The sequence below is a fragment of the Hydrogenophaga pseudoflava NBRC 102511 genome (assembly GCF_001592285.1).
Taxonomy (GTDB): domain Bacteria; phylum Pseudomonadota; class Gammaproteobacteria; order Burkholderiales; family Burkholderiaceae_C; genus Hydrogenophaga; species Hydrogenophaga pseudoflava.
This window is the reverse complement of record NZ_BCWQ01000012.1, coordinates 1-19,698: the sequence shown is the minus strand read 5'-3', so window position 1 is coordinate 19,698 and position 19,698 is coordinate 1. Positions and strand designations below refer to the sequence as shown.

The 19,698-nt window shown below is 65.1% G+C and carries 19 protein-coding genes; 8 read left to right on the top strand and 11 right to left on the bottom strand.

Annotated features, from left to right (window positions below):
* The first annotated feature begins 135 nt into the window (after positions 1 to 135).
* The 8 genes from asd to HPS01S_RS15005 all read left to right on the top strand — a co-directional run bounded on the left by asd (position 136) and on the right by HPS01S_RS15005 (position 9,425).
* Complete coding sequence (gene asd / locus HPS01S_RS15040; protein WP_066157830.1) at positions 136 to 1,266, top strand: aspartate-semialdehyde dehydrogenase; 1,131 nt, start codon at positions 136 to 138, stop codon at positions 1,264 to 1,266.
* Between the two features lie 282 nt (positions 1,267 to 1,548).
* A complete protein-coding gene (locus tag HPS01S_RS15035; protein ID WP_307174074.1) occupies positions 1,549 to 4,161 on the top strand; it encodes a FimV/HubP family polar landmark protein in 2,613 nt (870 codons plus the stop codon).
* Positions 4,162 to 4,208: 47 nt separating this feature from the next.
* Positions 4,209 to 5,006, top strand: coding sequence for a tRNA pseudouridine(38-40) synthase TruA (gene truA, locus HPS01S_RS15030; RefSeq protein ID WP_066157826.1), 798 nt, complete (start codon positions 4,209 to 4,211; stop codon positions 5,004 to 5,006).
* A gap of 5 nt (positions 5,007 to 5,011) precedes the next feature.
* On the top strand, positions 5,012 to 5,686 hold the full coding sequence (locus HPS01S_RS15025) for a phosphoribosylanthranilate isomerase (protein WP_066157822.1): 675 nt from the start codon (positions 5,012 to 5,014) through the stop codon (positions 5,684 to 5,686).
* Between the two features lie 53 nt (positions 5,687 to 5,739).
* Positions 5,740 to 7,032 (top strand): tryptophan synthase subunit beta, encoded by a 1,293-nt coding sequence (trpB, locus tag HPS01S_RS15020; RefSeq protein ID WP_066157819.1) that lies wholly within the window; start codon positions 5,740 to 5,742, stop codon positions 7,030 to 7,032.
* Entirely contained in the window at positions 7,029 to 7,838 is an 810-nt protein-coding gene (gene trpA, locus HPS01S_RS15015) for a tryptophan synthase subunit alpha (protein ID WP_066157816.1), read from the top strand. The genes trpB and trpA overlap by 4 nt, the downstream gene beginning before the upstream one ends.
* 52 nt (positions 7,839 to 7,890) lie before the next feature.
* Positions 7,891 to 8,769 carry an acetyl-CoA carboxylase, carboxyltransferase subunit beta gene (gene accD, locus HPS01S_RS15010; protein WP_066157810.1) on the top strand — a complete coding sequence of 293 codons (879 nt, stop codon included), beginning with the start codon at positions 7,891 to 7,893 and terminating at the stop codon, positions 8,767 to 8,769.
* The gene (locus HPS01S_RS15005; protein WP_066157803.1) at positions 8,766 to 9,425 is read left to right on the top strand and encodes an LON peptidase substrate-binding domain-containing protein; all 660 of its coding nucleotides are present in this window, start codon (positions 8,766 to 8,768) and stop codon (positions 9,423 to 9,425) included. The genes accD and HPS01S_RS15005 overlap by 4 nt, the downstream gene beginning before the upstream one ends.
* On the opposite strand, the gene nagZ is transcribed toward HPS01S_RS15005, so the two are convergent.
* From nagZ to HPS01S_RS21600, 11 genes are all read right to left on the bottom strand, one after another.
* On the bottom strand, positions 9,426 to 10,517 hold the full coding sequence (gene nagZ / locus HPS01S_RS15000) for a beta-N-acetylhexosaminidase (RefSeq protein ID WP_066157800.1): 1,092 nt from the start codon (positions 10,515 to 10,517) through the stop codon (positions 9,426 to 9,428). It lies immediately after the preceding gene.
* A gap of 1 nt (position 10,518) precedes the next feature.
* Complete coding sequence (acpS, locus tag HPS01S_RS14995) at positions 10,519 to 10,911, bottom strand: holo-ACP synthase (protein WP_066157797.1); 393 nt, start codon at positions 10,909 to 10,911, stop codon at positions 10,519 to 10,521.
* A complete protein-coding gene (locus tag HPS01S_RS14990) occupies positions 10,908 to 11,684 on the bottom strand; it encodes a pyridoxine 5'-phosphate synthase (RefSeq protein WP_174545254.1) in 777 nt (258 codons plus the stop codon). Before HPS01S_RS14990 ends, acpS begins: the two co-directional genes overlap by 4 nt.
* A 2-nt stretch (positions 11,685 to 11,686) precedes the next feature.
* Positions 11,687 to 12,487, bottom strand: coding sequence for a DNA repair protein RecO (gene recO, locus HPS01S_RS14985; protein ID WP_066157790.1), 801 nt, complete (start codon positions 12,485 to 12,487; stop codon positions 11,687 to 11,689).
* 6 nt (positions 12,488 to 12,493) lie between these two features.
* On the bottom strand, positions 12,494 to 13,525 hold the full coding sequence (gene era / locus HPS01S_RS14980; protein WP_079365462.1) for a GTPase Era: 1,032 nt from the start codon (positions 13,523 to 13,525) through the stop codon (positions 12,494 to 12,496).
* Positions 13,526 to 13,564: 39 nt separating this feature from the next.
* The gene (gene rnc, locus HPS01S_RS14975; RefSeq protein WP_066157787.1) at positions 13,565 to 14,269 is read right to left on the bottom strand and encodes a ribonuclease III; all 705 of its coding nucleotides are present in this window, start codon (positions 14,267 to 14,269) and stop codon (positions 13,565 to 13,567) included.
* 34 nt (positions 14,270 to 14,303) lie between these two features.
* Positions 14,304 to 14,651, bottom strand: coding sequence for a DUF4845 domain-containing protein (locus HPS01S_RS14970; RefSeq protein ID WP_066157784.1), 348 nt, complete (start codon positions 14,649 to 14,651; stop codon positions 14,304 to 14,306).
* Between the two features lie 26 nt (positions 14,652 to 14,677).
* Positions 14,678 to 15,658 (bottom strand): signal peptidase I, encoded by a 981-nt coding sequence (gene lepB, locus HPS01S_RS14965; RefSeq protein ID WP_371836599.1) that lies wholly within the window; start codon positions 15,656 to 15,658, stop codon positions 14,678 to 14,680.
* Entirely contained in the window at positions 15,658 to 17,466 is a 1,809-nt protein-coding gene (gene lepA / locus HPS01S_RS14960; protein WP_066157781.1) for a translation elongation factor 4, read from the bottom strand. Before lepA ends, lepB begins: the two co-directional genes overlap by 1 nt.
* A 518-nt stretch (positions 17,467 to 17,984) precedes the next feature.
* On the bottom strand, positions 17,985 to 19,427 hold the full coding sequence (locus tag HPS01S_RS14955) for a DegQ family serine endoprotease (protein ID WP_174545253.1): 1,443 nt from the start codon (positions 19,425 to 19,427) through the stop codon (positions 17,985 to 17,987).
* 112 nt (positions 19,428 to 19,539) lie between these two features.
* Positions 19,540 to 19,698 (bottom strand): MucB/RseB C-terminal domain-containing protein (locus tag HPS01S_RS21600; protein WP_174545252.1); only part of this gene is annotated, 159 nt, incomplete at its 5' end.

Sequence of the window (19,698 nt, the reverse complement as noted above, 5' to 3'; positions counted from 1 at the left end):
CGCGCGCAATCTCCATCAAAACCACGACCATTAAGGGCTGATCCAGCCTGGTTCGTCGTGCGCCCTCCCCGGCCAGACGAGCCGGGCAAGTCGGTCTGGTCTGGACCTGTTTATTCACTTGAAAGGGCATTCTCAATGAGCAAGTTGGTTGGTCTGGTCGGCTGGCGCGGCATGGTCGGCTCCGTTTTGATGGATCGCATGGTCGAGGAAAAGGACTTCGACCTGATCGAGCCGCTGTTCTTCTCCACCTCCAACGCCGGCGGCAAGGCGCCTGCCATGGCGAAGAACGAAACCACGCTGCAGGACGCGAACAACATCGACGCCCTCAAGCGCTGCGAGATCATCATCACCGCCCAGGGTGGCGACTACACGAACGAGGTCTACCCCAAGCTGCGCGCCGCCGGCTGGAACGGCCACTGGATCGACGCCGCCTCCGCCCTGCGCATGGAAAAGGACGCCGTCATCGTGCTCGACCCGGTCAACATGCCGGTGATCAAGAACGCCTTGGCCAAGGGCGGCAAGGAATGGATCGGCGGCAACTGCACGGTCTCCTGCATGCTGATGGGCGTGGGCGCGCTGTACAAGGCCGGTCTGGTCGAGTGGATGAGCACCCAGACCTACCAGGCAGCCTCGGGCGGCGGCGCCCAGCACATGCGCGAACTGCTGACGCAGTACGGCACGCTGAACGCCGAGGTGAAGGCCCTGCTGGACGACCCCAAGAGCGCCATCCTGGAAATCGACCGCAAGGTCATCGCCAAGCAGCGCAGCCTGAGCGGCGCCGAGACCGCCAATTTCGGCGTGCCGCTGGGCGGTTCGCTGATCCCCTGGATCGACAAGGACCTGGGCAACGGCATGTCCAAGGAAGAGTGGAAGGGCATGGCCGAGACCAACAAGATCCTGGGCATGGGCGAAGGTTTCGGCTCGGCGCCGATCCCGGTGGACGGGTTCTGCGTGCGCGTGGGCGCCATGCGCTGCCACAGCCAGGCCCTGACCTTCAAGTTGAAGAAGGATGTGCCGGTGGCCGACATTGAGGCCATGATCGCCGCCGACAACCCCTGGGCCAAGGTGGTGCCGAACACCCGCGAAGCCACCATCAGGGACCTGACGCCGGTGGCCGTGACCGGCACCATGAGCATCCCGGTCGGCCGCATCCGCAAACTGGCCATGGGCCCCGAGTACGTGGGCGCCTTCACCATCGGCGACCAGCTCCTGTGGGGCGCCGCCGAGCCGCTGCGCCGCATGCTGCGCATCCTGCTCGACGCCTGATTCGTCACTACTTCTTACTTACATTCACAAAAAAGCCGGCCTGCGCGCCGGCTTTGTCGTTGTGACGCCGCAACGCGAACAACGCCCGTGGGCCGACCAAAGGCCACCCCGGAAACTCAAGCGGATTCTCAGCTTGTCACCGTAATGCGTTGATGTTAAGGTCAATTCTCGGTTTTTTACGTCGAGGTTCAAGTGCCCAAATCCACCCGCCATACCCCCTTGTTCGGGACCATGACCACCCTCGGGGGCGTCGGTCGCAGAGGAACTTCGCGGTTACATGCCGTGGCAGCAGCTGCACTGCTGTCTGCCGGCCTCATGCAGCACGACGACGCGCTCGCTCTCGCGCTTGGTCGCGTGGCGGTGCAGTCTTCGTTGGGCGAGCCTTTGCGGGCCGAGGTGGATGTGCTCGAAATCACGCCCGAAGAGGCCTCCAGCCTGCGCGTCGGACTGGCAGCACCTGAAGCCTTCAGGTCCTCGGGCATGGACCTCAGTTCGGCCATCGCCGGACTCCAGATCACCCTGCAGCGCCGGGCAGACGGCCGTGCATACCTGAGCGTGGTGGGCTCGCGCCCTGTCAACGAGCCCTTCGTGGACATGGTGCTAGAGGCCAATTGGTCGTCCGGCCGGCTGGTGCGGGAATACACACTGCTGCTGGACCCACCCAAGACCACGGCGGCGCCACCAGCACCGCTCAACGCTGCCGCGGCAGCACCTGCGCCAGCCCCGGCGGCTCGCAGCAATGCCGCCGCAGCACCCGCTGCCCCGAGCCGAGCGGCCACCCCATCGGCGGCCGCAACCCCCAAGGCAGACAAGCCCGCTGCGGCAGCCCCTGCGGCGGCCAAGCCGGCAGCAGCGCCCTCCGCCGACGGCCCGTCCAAACAGGTCACCACCAAGGCTGGTGACACCGCTGGCCGCATCGCAGCGGCCAACCTGCCCGCCAATGCATCGCTTGACCAGATGCTGGTGGCCATGCTCCGCGCCAATCCGCAGGCGTTCATCGGCAACAACGTCAACCGGATGAAAGCCGGCGCGATCCTGAACCTGCCGACCGAAGCAGCATCCATCGACGTCTCTGCCGGAGAAGCCAAGCGCATCGTGGCGGCCCAGAGCCGCGACTTCAACGAGTTCCGTCGCCGGCTGGCGGGTGCAGTCCCCGAAGCACCTGTGGCGGCCGCCGACCGCCAGGCGTCCGGCAAGGTGCAAACCGAAGTCGAAGACAAGAAGCCGGCCCAGTCGGCTCAGGACAAGCTGACGCTGTCCAAGGGCGCGGTTGCGGGCCAGGATGCCAAGGAAGACAAGATCGCCCAGGAACGCCAGGCCAAGGAAGCATCGACCCGGGTGGCAGAGCTTTCTCGCAACATCGACGAGCTGTCCAAGCTGGGACCGGCCGCGGCATCGGGTGCGCCAGCGGCTCCTGCAGCCAAACCCGCCGCCAGCACCCCGGCCCCGTCTCTGCCTGTGGGGGCTCCAACCGCACCAGCTGCGGCGCCCGCACCTGTGGCCGCCACACCTGCCGCACCCTCCCCGGAACCGGCCGCAGCCCCGGCCACCCCAACCCCTGCCGCGGAATCTGCACCTGCTCCGGCGCCCGAGGCACCTGCCGCCGCTGAGCCTCCTGCTCCCCCTCCGGCACCAGCCCCAGCTCCTGCACCGAAACCACGTCCAGCGCCTGCCCCCGCGCCTGTCGAAGAGCCGTCGTTTGTCGGCCAGCTGATGGACAACCCCATGGTGCTGCCTGGCGCGGCCGCCCTGCTGGCGTTGCTCGGAGGCTTCGCGTTCTACCGCGCGCGCCAGAAGAAGAAGGGCAGCGGCGTCGACAGCTCCTTCCTGGAAAGCCGCCTGCAGCCCGACTCATTCTTTGGCTCCAGCGGGGGGCAACGCATCGACACCAACGAAGCCGCGGCGTCCGGATCGTCCATGGTGTATTCGCCCAGTCAGCTGGACGCCGCCGGTGATGTCGATCCCGTGGCGGAGGCCGACGTTTACCTCGCCTACGGCAGGGACCTGCAAGCCGAGGAGATCCTCAAAGAAGCCATGCGCAGCGCACCCACCAGGGTCGCCATTCACAACAAGCTGCTCGAGATCTACGCCAAGCGCCGCGACTCGAAGGCTTTCGAGGTGGTCGCCACGGAGGCCTATGCACTCACGCAAGGCCAGGGACCGGAGTGGGAGCACGCCTGCGAACTGGGCAAGGAACTGGATCCTGCCAACCCGCTGTACCAGCCCGGAGGAAGTCCGGCGGTCAAACCCGGCGCGGCCGTGCCGATGGCCACCGGCGCCACCATCCCGTTTGGCAGCAGCACGCTGGGAGACAACGCCAAGTCGGGAGACGCAGGCGATCTGGATCTCGATCTGGACTTCATGGAAGAGTCCTCGCGCTCGCCGCTGGCTGCCGCCAACGGCAAGGCCGACGCTCCGGTGTCGGCAATGGACGACCTGTCCCAGACCGACGCCCTGACCCCTGAGCCCGCCCAGTTGGCCGACCAGGCGTCGCGGCCCATGGATTTCGATCTTGACTTCCCGTCGGACCCCATGCCGCTGACCTCAATGCCCGCGGCAGAGCAGCCTACTTTCGACCATGCGGAAGTCCTGCCCGACTTCGACATCGACACCCCGGCGAGTGCACCCGCAGATGCACCAGCCTCTCCGGAACTGATGTCCTTTGATCTGGGCGACCTGAGCCTCGACCTCAATGGCAAGCCCGAGGCAGGCGATCCGCTGGCGGGCAACGAGCTGGGCGCGGAAAGCCCGCTGGAAACCAAGCTCTCGCTGGCAGAGGAGTTCCGCGCCATCGGCGATCTGGAAGGCGCGCGCTCCCTGGCCGAAGAGGTGCTGGCAGAAGCATCGGGCTCGCTCAAGACCAAGGCCAGTGCTTTCCTGGCAGACCTCTCCTGATCCTCGCCCCCTCTGCCCCCCTCCCCGACGCGCCCACACCGGCCCCGCTGCCGGCCGGTGGGCGCATCGCATTGGGCGTGTCCTACAACGGCCGGAACTACGACGGCTGGCAGAGCCAGCCCAGCGGCCAAACAGTCCAGGACAAGCTCGAAAGGGCCCTGGCCCGCTTTCTGGATGTGCCTGCGGTGAATACCCTTTGCGCCGGGCGCACCGATGCTGGCGTGCACGGACTGAACCAGGTGGTGCATTTCGACAGCCCGCTGGTGCGGCCTGAAAACGCCTGGGTGCGCGGCACCAACAGCTTCCTGCCGCCCGACATCGCCGTGCAATGGGCGCGCAAGGTGCCACCAGGCTTTCACGCACGGGCCAGCGCCACCGGCCGGCGCTATGCCTACGTACTGCTCGAATCGCCCGTGCGCCCCAGTGTGGACCATGGACAGGTGGGCTGGGTGTTCCGCCCGCTGGACCTGGCCGCCATGCAAAGCGCTGCCAACGCGCTGCTGGGCGAACACGACTTCACGTCGTTCCGAGCGTCGTCCTGCCAGGCTCACAGCCCGGTCAAGGACATGCGCCGCATCGAGATCGCCCGGCGCGGTGCCTACTGCCGCTTCGAATTCGAAGCCTCGGCCTTCCTGCACCACATGATCCGCAACATCATGGGTTGCCTGATTGCTGTCGGGACCGGGAACCGCCCGCCGTCGTGGATGGCCGAGGTGCTGGCCGCCCAAAGCCGCGACGCCGCCGCGCCCACCTTTGCACCCGACGGCTTGTATTTCCTGGGTCCGGTCTACGATCCGTCCTGGAACATCCCGGACCGCACACCCGCTTTCGACTGGTTGCCCTGAGCCCCATGCCCCACCGCACCCGCATCAAGATCTGTGGCCTTACGCGCGAAGGTGACGTGGACGCGGCTGTCCGGGCCGGCGCCGATGCCATCGGCTTCGTGCTCTACCCGCAGAGCCCGCGCTTCGTCAGCCCCGAACGAGCCGGCGAACTGGCACGCCGGCTACCGCCCTTCGTCACGCCCGTGCTGCTGTTCGTCAACGCCAGCCCCGAGTTCATCACCCAGGGTCTGGCCGCTGTGCCCAACGCCCTCCTGCAATTCCACGGCGACGAGACACCGGCCGACTGCGCCGCTGGCGGCCGCCCGTTCATCCGCGCCGCGCGCATCCCGCCGGGACCTGCCGGCACGGGCTTCGATCTCCTAAAATACGCGTCTGATTTCGCTGCCGCGCAGGCCATCCTGCTCGACGCCCATGTCGAGGGCTATGGTGGCGGAGGTCAATCTTTCGACTGGACGGCTTTCCCTTGGTCACACCCCACACTAAACGCCAGCTCTCGCCTCGTTTTGTCTGGTGGACTCACGCCTGCAAACGTGACCGATGGCATTGCGCTCGTACGGCCCTGGGCCGTTGACGTGAGCTCTGGGGTCGAAGCCGCCAAAGGCATCAAAGACCCCGACAAGATGCTCGCTTTCGTGGCCGCCGTGCGGGCGGCCGACGCGCCACACCCCCGCCCCAGCTGACCCTTGATTCCAATGTGAACGGGTGGCTCGGGCCCAGCAACGAGACCCCTCACATGGACACCAGCACCTACCAGCAACCCGACGCCCGCGGCCACTTCGGCATCTACGGCGGCAGCTTCGTGAGCGAAACGCTCACCCACGCCATCAACGAGCTCAAGGCCGCGTACGCGAAGTACCAGCACGACCCCGAGTTTCTGGCCGAATTCCGCAAGGAACTGGCCCACTTCGTCGGCCGGCCCAGCCCGGTCTACCACGCCGAGCGCATGAGCCGCGAACAGGGTGGCGCGCAGATCTTCCTCAAGCGAGAGGACCTGAACCACACCGGTGCCCACAAGATCAACAACGTGATCGGCCAGGCCATGCTCGCCAAGCGCATGGGCAAGCCGCGCGTGATCGCCGAGACCGGCGCCGGACAACACGGCGTGGCCACCGCCACCATCTGCGCCCGCTACGGCCTGGAGTGCGTGGTCTACATGGGCAGCGAGGACGTCAAGCGCCAGAGCCCCAACGTCTACCGAATGAAGCTGCTGGGCGCGACCGTCGTGCCCGTCGAGTCGGGCAGCAAGACGCTGAAGGACGCGCTCAACGAAGCCATGCGCGACTGGGTCGCCAACGTGGACAACACCTTCTACATCATCGGCACCGTGGCCGGCCCGCACCCCTACCCGATGATGGTGCGCGACTTCCAGAGCGTGATCGGCAACGAATGCCTGGTGCAGATGCCGCAAATGCTGAAAGAAGCCGGCTGTGTGGGCGAGCAGCCCGACGCCGTGGTCGCCTGCGTGGGCGGTGGCAGCAACGCCATGGGTATCTTCTATCCCTACATCAACCACACCGGCACGCGCCTGATCGGCGTGGAGGCGGCGGGGGAAGGCCTGGACAGCGGCAAACATTCTGCGTCGCTGCAGAAGGGCAGCCCCGGCGTGCTGCACGGCAACCGCACCTACGTGCTGCAGGACGACAACGGCCAGGTGACCGAAACGCACAGCGTCAGCGCGGGCCTCGACTATCCCGGCGTCGGCCCCGAGCATGCCTTCCTCAAGGACATCGGCCGCGCCGAATACGTCGGCATCACCGACAAAGAGGCGCTGGAGGCCTTCCACTACCTCTGCCGCACCGAGGGCATCATCCCCGCGCTCGAATCGAGCCATGCGGTGGCCTACGCCATGAAGCTGGCCAAGACCATGAAGCCCACGCAGTCGGTGCTGGTCAACCTCTCCGGCCGCGGCGACAAGGACATCGGCACCGTGGCCGACCTGTCCAACGCCGACTTCTACTGCCGCCCCAGCTGCCGCGGCCAGTCCGTCAAGGGCGGCGCCGATTCCGTTGTGAAGGTGTCCAAATGAGCCGCATCGAAAAAACTCTGGCCGACCTGAAGGCCAAGAACCGCAAGGCCCTGATCCCGTTCGTCACCGCTGGCTTCCCGTATGCCGACATCACGCCCAAGCTGATGCACGGCATGGTCGAAGGCGGTGCCGACATCATCGAACTGGGCGTCCCGTTCTCCGACCCGTCCGCCGACGGCCCGGTGATCCAGAAAGCGGGCGACCGCGCGCTGTCGCTGGGCATCGGCCTGGCGCAGGTGATCGCCATGGTGCGCGAGTTCCGCAAGGAGAACGACCGCACGCCGGTGGTGCTGATGGGGTATGCCAACCCGATCGAGCGCTACGACCAGAAGCACGGTGCGGGCAGCTTCGTGCGCGACGCCTCGGCCGCCGGCGTGGATGGCGTGCTGGTGGTGGATTACCCGCCCGAAGAATGCGAGGAGTTCGCAGCCGCGCTGCGCGCCGCGAACATGGACCTGATCTTCCTGCTGGCCCCCACTTCCACCGACGAGCGCATGGCGCAGGTCGCGCGCGTGGCGAGCGGTTATGTCTACTACGTCTCGCTCAAGGGCGTGACCGGCGCCGGCACGCTGGATGTGGGCCAGGTCGAAGCCATGCTGCCGCGCATCCGCGCGCATGTGAGCATCCCGGTCGGCGTGGGCTTCGGCATCCGCGACGCCGAGACCGCCAAGGCCATTGGCAAAACCGCCGACGCAGTGGTGATCGGCAGCAAGATCATCCAGCTGATCGAGGACGAGCCCTTCGAGAAGGTGGTGCCGGTGGCAGCCCACTTCATGCGCACCATCCGGAAAGCGCTGGACGCATAATCCGCCATCTTTAAGCCGGCCCCAGAGTCCGGCCCATCGTTAGGAGTTTCCGATGTCCTGGCTTGAAAAACTGCTGCCGCCCAAGATCACGCACACCGACCCGGCCGAGCGCCGCAGCGTGCCCGAGGGTCTGTGGATCAAGTGCCCCAGCTGCGAGGCCGTGCTCTACAAGACGGATCTCGAGAAGAATCAGAACGTCTGCCCGCACTGCAGCCACCACCACCGCATCGGCGCTCGCGCACGCCTGAACGCCTTCCTGGACGCCGAAGGCCGTTACGAGCTGGCGCAGGAAGTGCTGCCGGTCGACGCGCTGAAGTTCAAGGACAGCCGCAAGTACCCCGAACGCCTGAAGGAAGCCCTGGAAACCACGGGCGAGACCGACGCGCTCATCGTCATGGGTGGTGCGGTGCAGGGCATCAGCCTGGTCGTCGCCTGCTTCGAGTTCGACTTCATGGGCGGCTCCATGGGTTCCGTGGTCGGCGAGCGATTCGTGCGTGGCGTCGAGGAAGCCATCGCCCAGAAGGTGCCCTTTGTCTGCTTCACCGCCACCGGCGGTGCGCGCATGCAGGAAGGCCTGCTGTCGCTGATGCAGATGGCCAAGACCAACGCGGCGCTGACCCGCCTGGCCAAGAAGAACCTGCCCTACATCAGCGTGCTGACCGATCCGACCATGGGCGGGGTCTCCGCCGGCTTCGCCTTCGTGGGCGACGTGGTGATCGCCGAGCCCAAGGCGCTGATCGGTTTTGCCGGCCCGCGTGTGATCGAGAACACCGTGCGCGTGAAGCTGCCCGAAGGCTTCCAGCGCGCCGAGTTCCTGCAGACCAAGGGCGCGGTCGACTTCATCTGCGACCGCCGCGAACTGCGCAAAACCGTGGCCAGCACCCTGGCCATGCTGCAGCGCCAGAGCGCCGACGCGGTGGTGCCGGATTGAGCGAGACGCCGCTGACGCTGAACCAGCTGCCGCTGTTTCCGCTGCAGACCGTGCTGTTCCCCGGCGGCTGGATGCCGCTGCGCATCTTCGAGGTGCGCTATCTCGACATGATCAAGCGTTGCCACGCGGCGGGAGCGCCGTTCGGTGTGGTCTGCCTCAGCGAAGGCAGCGAGGTGCGGCGCGCCGACCCGGCTTCGCCCGACGGCTTTGCGCACGAGGCGTTTCACCAGGTCGGCACCATCGCCCGCATCGAGCAGATCGAGCACCCGCAGGCCGGCCTGATGCTCATCCACTGCCGCGGCCAGCAGCGCTTTCACATCACCGCCAGCCGTCGCCTGCCCCACGGCCTGTGGGTGGCCGACGTGCGGCTCGATGAGCCTGAGCGGGTCGTGGCGGTGCCGGAACACCTGCGCAGCACGCGGGACGCTCTGCAACGCGTGCTGGCCAACCTGCGCGAGCGCGAACCCGGATCCATGAACGAGCTGCCGCTGCAGCCGCCCTACCAGTGGGACGACAGCGGCTGGGTCGCCAACCGCTGGGCCGAACTGCTGCCCGCACCGGCCGAACTCAAACAACGGTTGATGGCGCTGGACAACCCGATGCTGCGGCTGGAGCTGATTTCGGATCTGCTGGACAAGCTCGGCGTCGAGCGGTAGTCAGGGAATCAGCGACAACGCCTGCATGTAGCGCGCGCTGACCATCAGGCGGTCCCAGTTCATGGCCGGGCCCTGCGGCAGCAGGGCCTGCCGACGCTCTTCGCTGGCGGGGCTGGGCACCCAGTCGCCTTGCACCAGTGCCTTGGACAAGGCCTCGATCGCTTCGTCGATGGGCGCGCCGCCGTCCACGACGCTCTGGTTGCACAGCAGCACCATGTCGCCCCCCGCACCGAGCGCTGCCAGCGCCGCCTCGGTGAAGCTCACGCCCCGGCCGTCGATGTGGCGCGCGGCTTCCATGCTCAGGTCGTCGCTGAAAATCGCGCCGGTGAACCCCAGGCGGTGCCGCAGCACCTCCTGCAGCCAGCGTGCTGAAAAGCCTGCGGGCCGGCTGTCCACCTTCGGGTAGATCACATGCGCCGGCATCACCGCGTCCAGACTGGCCGACAGCCAGCCGTAGGGCGCCGCGTCGTCGGCCAGGATGGCTTTGAGACTGCGCCGGTCGACGGGAATAGCCAGGTGCGAATCGGTCTTCACAAAGCCGTGGCCCGGGAAGTGTTTGCCACAGTTGCCCATGCCACTGGTGCGCAGGCCATGCATCAGCGCCTGTGCCAGCACCGCCACCATCCGCGGGTCGCGGCCGAACGAGCGGTCGCCGATCACCGAGCTTTCGCTGTAGTCCAGATCCAGCACCGGCGTGAAGCTCAGGTCGACACCGCAGGCGCGCAGTTCGGCGCCGAGCACGTAGCCGGCCGCGGTGGCCGCATTGGTGGCCCGCATCGCAGAACCGCCCTCGCACTCGCCCCGCGCGGGAGCCGAGAGCCACAGCTGTCCGAACGCCGCCATGGGGGGCAGGTGGGTGAATCCGTCTGTGCGGAAACGCTGCACGCGGCCGCCCTCGTGGTCGACAGCGATCAGCAGGTCCTCTCGCACCGCCTTGACCTGGGCGCACAGCGCCGTCAGCTGCTCCCGGCTTTGCCAGTTGCGGCCGAAGAGGATGATTCCGCCGACCAGGGGGTGTGCCAGGCGCTGGCGGTCGGCGTCGGTCAGCTCGAACCCGGCGACGTCGATGATCAACGGGGCGTGTGTGTGCATGTCAGTCTCTCTCCACCACCACGAAGCTCGCGGCGTAGTCGGTCTCGTCGGTCACGGTCACGTGTGCGCGCAGGCCCTGGGCCTCGAACCAGGTTTTCAGCGTGCCATGCAGCACGATCACTGGCTGACCACTGGGCATGTTGAGGATTTCGCAGGCCCGCCAGGTCATGGGCATGCGCATGCCCAGGCCGATGGCCTTGGAGAACGCCTCCTTGGCGGAAAACCGCGTCGCCAGGTAGCGCAGTCCGCGCCCGGGCCAGCGCTCGCTTCGGCGCTGCCAGATCGCCAGTTCCTGCTCGCCCAGCACCTTCCGCACGAAGCGCTCGCCCTGGCGCTCGAAGGTCGCTTCGATGCGCCGGATATCGCAGACGTCGGTGCCGATGCCGAAGATCATCGGAACGCTTCGGCGATGCAGCGGTTGTAGTCGGTCACGGTGGCGGCGTAGCCCAGCTCCAGCGCATCGGCGATGAGCGCGTGACCGATCGACACCTCCGCCACACCCGGCACCGTGCGCAGAAACTCGGTGAGGTTCTCGCGGTTGAGGTCATGGCCCGCGTTCACACCCAGCCCTGCTTCCAGGGCCGCCTGCGCCGCAGAGCGGTAGCGTTCGAGCTGCTGCCCACGGTTAGGGGTGTGCCAGGCGGCGGCATAGGGCTCGGTGTAGAGCTCCACTCGGTCAGCCCCCACGGCCCGGGCCGCCGCCATCTGTCCGGGCTCCGGGTCCATGAACAGACTCACACGAGCGCCCAGGGCTTGGGCCTGCGCGATCACGGGCCGCAGCCGGTCGGCGTCCTGAGGAAAGCTCCAGCCGTGGTCGCTGGTGAACTGGCCTTCGCTGTCGGGCACGAAGGTCAGCTGGTGCAGCGGCAGGCCACGCGCCCGGACCTCGCGCGCGACATCCATGAGGTTGTGGAACGGATTGCCTTCGATGTTGTATTCGCGGTCCGGCCAGTCCTGCATCAGCTCGGCGAGATCGAACACGTCGTGGCTGCGGATGTGGCGCTCGTCCGGCCGGGGATGCACCGTGATGCCTCGCGCACCGGCTTCGAGGCACAGGGTGGCCGCGCGGGTGACGGACGGAATGCCCAGGTGGCGCGTGTTGCGCACCAGCGCGACCTTGTTGAGATTGACCGACAGCGCGGTCGGGTGGTGAGCAGCGTGGGCCATGGTCAGGAGGATGTGGGGCCGGAAGAAGCAACCGGATCAGGAACCGCTTTCGGCCGGACCAGCGACTGCAGGTCCAGCAACAGCTGGCGGGTCCGGAACACCCGGACGCCACTATGGTAGTGCAGCAGTGCGCGCAACTGAGGCTGCAGGCTCTGCTGGCAGCCAGCGCAGGCGCGCAGGCTGGCTATCAGCGGGTCACGGTCATTCAGCGCGGTCTGCAACAGCAGCCACTGGCTGGCTTCGAGCGAGTGCACATCGTCGCCGTGCGCCACACGCAGTCCGGACTCGGCGCCCAGCACATAGGAAGTCCCCTCCTGCAGAGGCGCCAGCGTGCTGCCTTCGCAAGACAGATCGGGCAGCAGTCCGGTGTCGCGCAACAGCAGCAGCTCGAAGGCGCGCAGGACCAGCTGCTGCGCATCGGACCGCTCGGCCAGCAGCTGCACCGCCAGCGCGTAGTGGTCAAACAGGCCGGGGTGCGGGTCGTCGCGCGCCAGCAGGCGCATCAGCAGCTCGTTGAGATAACTGCCCGAAAGCAGCGCATCGCCGGTGGGCATGACGTGCCCGCCCTGCCACTGTGCCGCCTTGAGCGTGCGCACTTCGGCGTCTCCACCCCAACTCAGGGCCAGCGGCTGCAAGGGCAGCAGCACGGGACGGAACTGCGAAGTCGGCTTCTTGACCCCCTTGGCCACCAGGGCGATGCGTCCGTGGTGGCGGGTGAAGACTTCCAGGATGAGACTGGACTCGCTCCAGTCGTAGCGGTGCAGGACGAATGCGGGTTCTTCAGAAGTCCGGCGCGTGGCCATGACCCGTCACTCGTAACCGAACGACCGGACGCGCGCGTCGTCGTCGGCCCAGCCGGAGCGCACCTTGACCCACAGCTCCAGGAACACCTTGCAGTCCCAGATCTTTTCGAGCTCCTGGCGGGCCTCCGTGCCGATGCGCTTGAGCTTCTCGCCCTTTTCGCCGATCACCATGCCCTTGTGTCCCTCGCGCTCAACCACGATGGTGGCCGCGATGCGCTTGAGCCCGCCCTCTTCCTCGAACTTGTCGATCACCACGGTCGACGTGTAGGGCAGCTCGTCGCCGGTCAGTCGGAACAGCTTCTCGCGCACCATCTCGGCCGCCATGAAGCGCTCGCTGCGGTCGGTCAGCTCCTCGGGATCGTGCATCCAGGCCTGTTGCGGCAGGTACTTGGCACAGATAGCGAACAGGCGATCGACATCCCGGGCGTTCTTGGCCGACATCGGCACGAACTCGGCGAACGGGTGCTTCTCCTGCATGGACTTGAGCCAGGGGGCCAGTTCGCCACGCCTGTGCACCAGATCGAACTTGTTGGCCAGCAACACCACAGGCACGTTCGAGGGCAGCAGTTCCATCACCTTGGCGTCCGCCGGATGGAAGTGCCCCGCCTCGACAACAAACAGGATCAGGTCGACATCGGTCACCGCGCCGAGCACGGTCTTGTTGAGCGCACGGTTCAGCGCGTTGCCGTGCCGCGTCTGGAAGCCAGGTGTGTCGACGAACACGAACTGGTTCGGACCCACGGTGCGGTAACCCGTGATGCGGTGGCGCGTGGTCTGCGCCTTGCGCGAAGTGATGCTGATCTTCTGTCCCACCAGCGCATTGAGCAGCGTGGACTTGCCCACGTTGGGCTTGCCGACGATGGCCACATAGCCACAGTGCTGCTGCTCCGGCGCCACAGGTTCGTGCTCCTGTGCCGGGTCGGCGACGGCCTCTGCTGGCGTCTTGCGCAAGGCCTTGGCCAGCATGGCCTCGAGCGATGCGTCGGTGGGAACAGGGGCCGCAGGGGCACTGGAGGGAGGACGGGAGGATTTGCTCATGAATGGATCCGGACAGAAACCGGCCAAGCGCCGAGATCGTCAGCCGCCCGCCTTGGTGGGTGCGGGCTCGGCGGCCCGCAAAAACGTCAGCATCGCAGCCGCTGCCGCCTGCTCTCCAGCCCGCCGCGACGCACCGATGCCGCGCTCGCTGCGACCGGCCTCCGGGACCGTGCACTCGACGTCGAAGGTCTGTCGATGCGCCTCACCCATGGTGGCCACCACCCGGTACTGAGGCAGTTGCATCTTGCGCGCCTGCAACCACTCCTGCAAATCGGTTTTGGGATCCTTGCCCATGGCCCCCATCTGGGCACTGAGCTCGATATCACCATACAGGCGCCGCACCAGCAGCGAAGCAGTCTCGAAACCGGCGTCCAGATACACCGCCCCGATCAAGGCCTCCAGGGCATCCGCGAGAATGGAGGGGCGCTTGTGTCCTCCGGACCGCTTTTCGCCGTCACCCAGCCGCAAACAGGCCGAAAGACCCAGGCGTGTCGCGATCTGATGCAACGTGTCCTGCTTGACCAGGTTGGCCCGCACACGTGAGAGATCACCCTCTGGCAACTGACTGAGTTTTTCGAACAGCAGACCAGACACAGCCAGACTCAGCACCGAATCGCCCAGAAACTCCAGCCGTTCGTTGTGGTCCGCCGAAAAGCTTCGGTGCGTCAACGCGCGTTCAATCAGGCGCGGACTGGAAAACACATGTCCCAGGCGTTTTTGCAACGCCGTCAATTCCTGGCTCAAAGGCGTGCGCCCCCGGCCGGACAGCCACCCAGTGTCATTGAGAGGACCCGTTGTACTTCATCACCAGGTAGGCAGGACCCGCCAGCGGAATTTCACGAACATAGTCGAACGACACCACCACTTTGTCACCCTGCTTGCCGATCTCCAGATCCTTGCCAGAGATGCTGCTGATGTCATCAATCTGGGCGGCCTTGTCGAACAGGGAACGCACCTCGGCAACGGTCGATCCGTCCGCAGCCTTCTTCACGGCCTTCTGCACCGCCAGATATTCGATGTAGGTGGGCACCACCTGGGCGACCACCACACCAGCGAAGGCCAGCAAAATGCCCACGAACAACAACCCGAAAAACGTCAGGCCGCGTTGCCGCTGTTTCTGCTTCATCACCCCACCTCCAGTAGTTGCGTGTCTTACTCGAACGAACCGATCCGCCCGAAATCGCCAAAATTCATCCAGACAAAGAAGGCCTTGCCCACAATGTTGGACTCTGGGACAAAACCCCAGAAACGCGAATCGAGCGAGTTGTCCCGATTGTCACCCATCATGAAATAGTGCCCAGGGGGTACTTTGCACACGACGCCTTCGGCCGGATAGCGACAATTTTCACGGAACGCAAAATCCGTGATGGGCGACACGAACGGCGGCCGCATGTCGTCGTTGAGGGTGTTGTAGCGCCGACCACCCAGCTCCTCACCGAACTGTTTGGTATAGCGCATCTGCTCGCCATCAAAATAGTCGGGCTGGTTGATGCGGGGCACGGGCTGGCCGTTGACCGTGAGGCGCTTGTTCAGATAGGCCACCTCGTCGCCTGGCACGCCAATCACCCGCTTGATGTAGTCCAGGCTCGGTTGCGGGGGATAGCGAAACACCATGACGTCCCCACGCTGCGGTTCGTTGTTGGCAATCACCTTGGTGTTGATCACCGGCAGCCGCACGCCGTAGTGAAACTTGTTCACCAGAATCAAGTCCCCGACCTGAAGTGTCGGAATCATCGAGCCCGACGGGATCTTGAACGGTTCGAACAGAAAGCTCCGCAGCACAAACACCGCCAGGATCACCGGGAACAGGCCGGCGGTCCAGTCCAGCCACCAGGGTTGCGCCAGCAGCTTGTGGCGCGCCATCGACAAATCTTCGTCCGAGGACTGTGCAAAACCTTGGCGAGCCAGTTCAGCCGCACGTTCGTTGCGCGTCGACACCAGCCGCTCGGCGTCTCGCCTACGCTTCGGGAAAAAATAGAACTTCTCGGCCAGCCAGTAAACACCCGTGACCGCCGTGGCCAGAAAAAGCAGCAGCGCGAAGTTCCCCTCGATGGCGCCAAAGAAAAACGCCGCCGCGTAGGCCCCGAAAGCCGCCAGGATCACCGCGGTGATCGCGCCCATGGTCTGTTGCATCACTCCTCCACCTGCAGGATGGCCAGAAAAGCCTCCTGGGGCACTTCGACCGAGCCGATCTGTTTCATGCGTTTCTTGCCTGCCTTCTGCTTTTCGAGGAGCTTGCGTTTGCGGGTGATGTCACCGCCGTAGCATTTTGCCAGCACGTTCTTGCGCAGCGCCTTGATGGTCTCGCGTGCGATCACGTTGCCACCAATGGCCGCCTGGATCGCCACGTCGAACTGCTGGCGGCTGATGATCTCGCGCATCTTGGCCGCCACGGCTCGGCCGCGGTACTGGGACTGGGAGCGGTGCACAATGATGGACAGCGCGTCCACCTTCTCGCCGTTGAGCAGGATGTCGACCTTCACCACGTCGGACGGCCGGTATTCCTTGAACTCGTAGTCCATCGACGCATAGCCGCGGCTGACCGACTTGAGCTTGTCGAAGAAGTCCAGCACGATCTCGCCCAGCGGCATGTCGTAGGTCAGCATGACCTGCTTGCCGTGGTAGGCCATGTTCAGCTGCACCCCGCGCTTCTGGTTGGCCAGCGTCATGACCGCACCCACGTATTCCTGCGGCATGTACAGGTGCACCGTCACGATGGGTTCGCGAATCTCTTCGATGCGGCCCTGGTCCGGCATCTTGGACGGGTTCTCCACCATGATGACTTCGCCGTCGGGCTTGACCACCTGGTAGACCACGCTGGGCGCGGTGGTGATCAGGTCCTGGTCGAACTCGCGCTCCAGCCGCTCCTGCACGATCTCCATGTGCAGCAGCCCCAGGAAGCCACAACGGAAACCAAAGCCCAGTGCCTGCGACACCTCGGGTTCGTAGTGCAGCGCGGCGTCGTTGAGCTTGAGCTTTTCGAGCGCGTCGCGCAGCGCGTCGTACTCGCTGGCCTCGGTCGGGTACAGGCCGGCAAACACCTGCGGCTGCACCTCCTTGAAGCCGGGCAACGCTTCCTCGGCAGGGCCGAGGTTGTTGGGCAGCTTCTTTTCCAGCGTGATGGTGTCGCCCACCTTGGCGGCCTGCAGCTCCTTGATACCGGCAATGATGTAGCCCACCTCGCCCGCCTCCAGCGACTCGCGCGGCTGGTTGGCCGGCGTGAACACGCCCAGGTTGTCGGCGTTGTAGGCGGCGTTGGTCGCCATCATCTTGAAACGCTCGCCCTTTCGCAGGCGGCCATCGACCACGCGCACCAGCATCACCACGCCCACATAGGTGTCGAACCAGCTGTCCACGATCATGGCGCGCAGCGGTGCGTCCGGGTTGCCCTTGGGGTGGGGAATGCGCGCGACCACGGCCTCGAGGATGTCCTCAACACCCATGCCCGTCTTGGCCGAGCAGGGAATCGCATCCGTCGCATCGATGCCGATCACATCCTCGATCTCGGCCTTGGCGTTGTCCGGATCGGCGTTGGGCAGATCCATCTTGTTCAGCACCGGCACCACCTCGACACCCAGGTCCAGCGCCGTGTAGCAGTTGGCCACGGTCTGCGCCTCCACCCCTTGGCTCGCGTCCACCACCAGCAGCGCGCCTTCGCACGCCGACAGCGAGCGCGACACTTCATAAGAGAAGTCCACGTGGCCGGGTGTGTCGATCAGGTTGAGGTTGTAGACCTTGCCGTCGCGCGCCTTGTACTGCAACGCTGCGGTCTGCGCCTTGATGGTGATGCCGCGCTCTTTCTCGATGTCCATGGAGTCGAGCACCTGTTCGCTCATCTCGCGGTCGGACAGGCCGCCACAGCGGGAGATGATGCGGTCGGCCAGCGTGGACTTGCCATGGTCGATGTGCGCGATGATCGAAAAATTGCGGATGTGGTGCATCGGAAAACAGCCAGAAACCAGGCCCCGCCACTCTCTGGAAGGCCATAAAAAAGGGCGCGTCAACTGGTGACGCGCCCGTAACCAACAATCAATGGCAACTGCGATAGTTGGGATTTCATTGTAGGCAAAAAGCCCCGGCTGCACAGCCCGAAACCACCCTCTACCGCCTGTTGCAACGCAGCAACGGGAAACTTATTCACAGGTCGTCCACAACAAAATGAACATGTTGTGCGCCACCTGTGGAGCAAGCGAGAACAACTTGAGGGCGCTCTCACATCGTGAACGCTGAACATTGTTCGACACTGCAATCAAGGTCTTGGAGCCCCGATTTTATCGAAATCAGTCAACTTGCACCTCAAGATTGTGAGTGTTCACAAACTTTCGGTTCAAACGGAAGACCCAAATCGATAGCGGGTAACCTGTGGCAAAACAACCAACTCCCAGAACAAGCCCATAAACCCAAGCGGGATCAAGGGTTTATTCGGGGCAGCTCAGAGGATTTCGAGCTTTGCGCTGGCTCAGCGCTGAGGCCGGATCACCGCGTACTGGGCCCACTCACCGCGCCGGAAAAGAACATTCACCGGCTTGGACTTGTCCAGCTTGGCCAGCACCGCCTCCAGTTCCTTCACGCTGCCCACTTCGGTGTTCGCGACCGCCACAATCACGTCGCCCTCCTTGAGCCCGGCACGCGCCGCCACCCCTTCCGCCGTCTCGACACGCACCCCCGACTTGATGTTCAGTTCTTTTTTCTCTGCAGCATTGAGATCACCCACGGTCAGCCCCAAAGAGGGCAGGCTGCTCGAAGCGGGCGGCTTGGCCTCCGGTGCTGCAGCCTTCCGGTCGCTGCGCTCAGGCTCCAGCTCGGCCACCGTGATACTCAGATCGCGCTGGGCGCCGCGCCGGAACACCGTCATCGAACTGCGATTGCCCGGCTTTGTATTGCCGACGATGCGCGGCAGGTCGACCGACCGTTCGATCTCCCGGCCATCAAATTTCAGGATCACGTCACCCGGTTCGAGTCCGGCCTTGGCGGCAGGTGAGTTCGCTTCCACCGCGTTCACCAGAGCACCACGCGCCTGCCCCAGACCGATGGATTCGGCCACCTCTTTGCTCACCTGACCGATTTGCACACCGATGCGACCGCGGGTCACACGACCACTGGAACGCAACTGATCGGAGACCCGGACGGCCTCATCAATGGGGATGGCAAAGGAGATGCCCTGAAACCCACCCGAGCGGGAATAGATCTGGCTGTTGATGCCCACCACCTCACCGCGCATGTTGATCAGAGGCCCTCCCGAGTTGCCCGGATTGATGGCGACATCGGTCTGGATGAACGGAAGGAAATCCCCGGTGTCACGCTTCTTCGCACTCACGATACCGGCGGTCACCGTGTTCTCAAGACCGAAAGGGGAGCCGATGGCCATCACCCATTCACCGACCTTGAGCCGGTTCACATCACCGATGCGGACAGCGGACAGCCCGCTGGCGTCGATCTTCACCACAGCCACGTCGGTTCGCTTGTCGGCGCCCACCAGCTTGGCCTTGAACTCGCGTTTGTCGGGAAGGGTGACCACCAGTTCGTCGGCGCCATCGACCACATGCGCGTTGGTCATGATGAGGCCATCGGAACTGAGAATGAACCCGGAGCCCACCCCGCGGGGTTGGGCCTCTTCACCGGATCCGCCGCGCTCCTGGCGTGGACCGCGCGGCACCGCCCCAGGCGGAACCGGTATGCCGAAACGACGGAAGAACTCAAGCATCTGTTCGTCGGTGCTGCTTCCCCCATCGGCGTTGGCTCGCTCCAGCGTCCGGATGTTGACCACGGACGGCCCCACCTGGTCAACAAGATCTGTGAAATCAGGCAGCCCGCGCATCTGCTGCGCATGGGCGGGGGCAGGCAATGCAGACGCCCCGACCATGACCAGCCCGATCAGTGAGGCACTCAGCAGCAACGACATCGCTCGACGGGAACGGAGAACGGCCATATTCATGTTCATCCTTGCGGTGAGAGAGTTTTTGCAGACACAGGAAACACCCGGCAGCCACACCATGGTGGCTGAGTCTCAGGTTTCAACGGGTTCGTTCGAGAGCCGAAGCAAACCGCTTGAGAGTGGCCGGTGGCACCTCACCGAGCGCGGTCAGCCAATAGGAGCCAATGCGCCTGCTGAGGGAATGGGTCGCGCCGGTCACGGCCGACTTCTCCGTTCCATGGCGCTGCGGATCAAACGG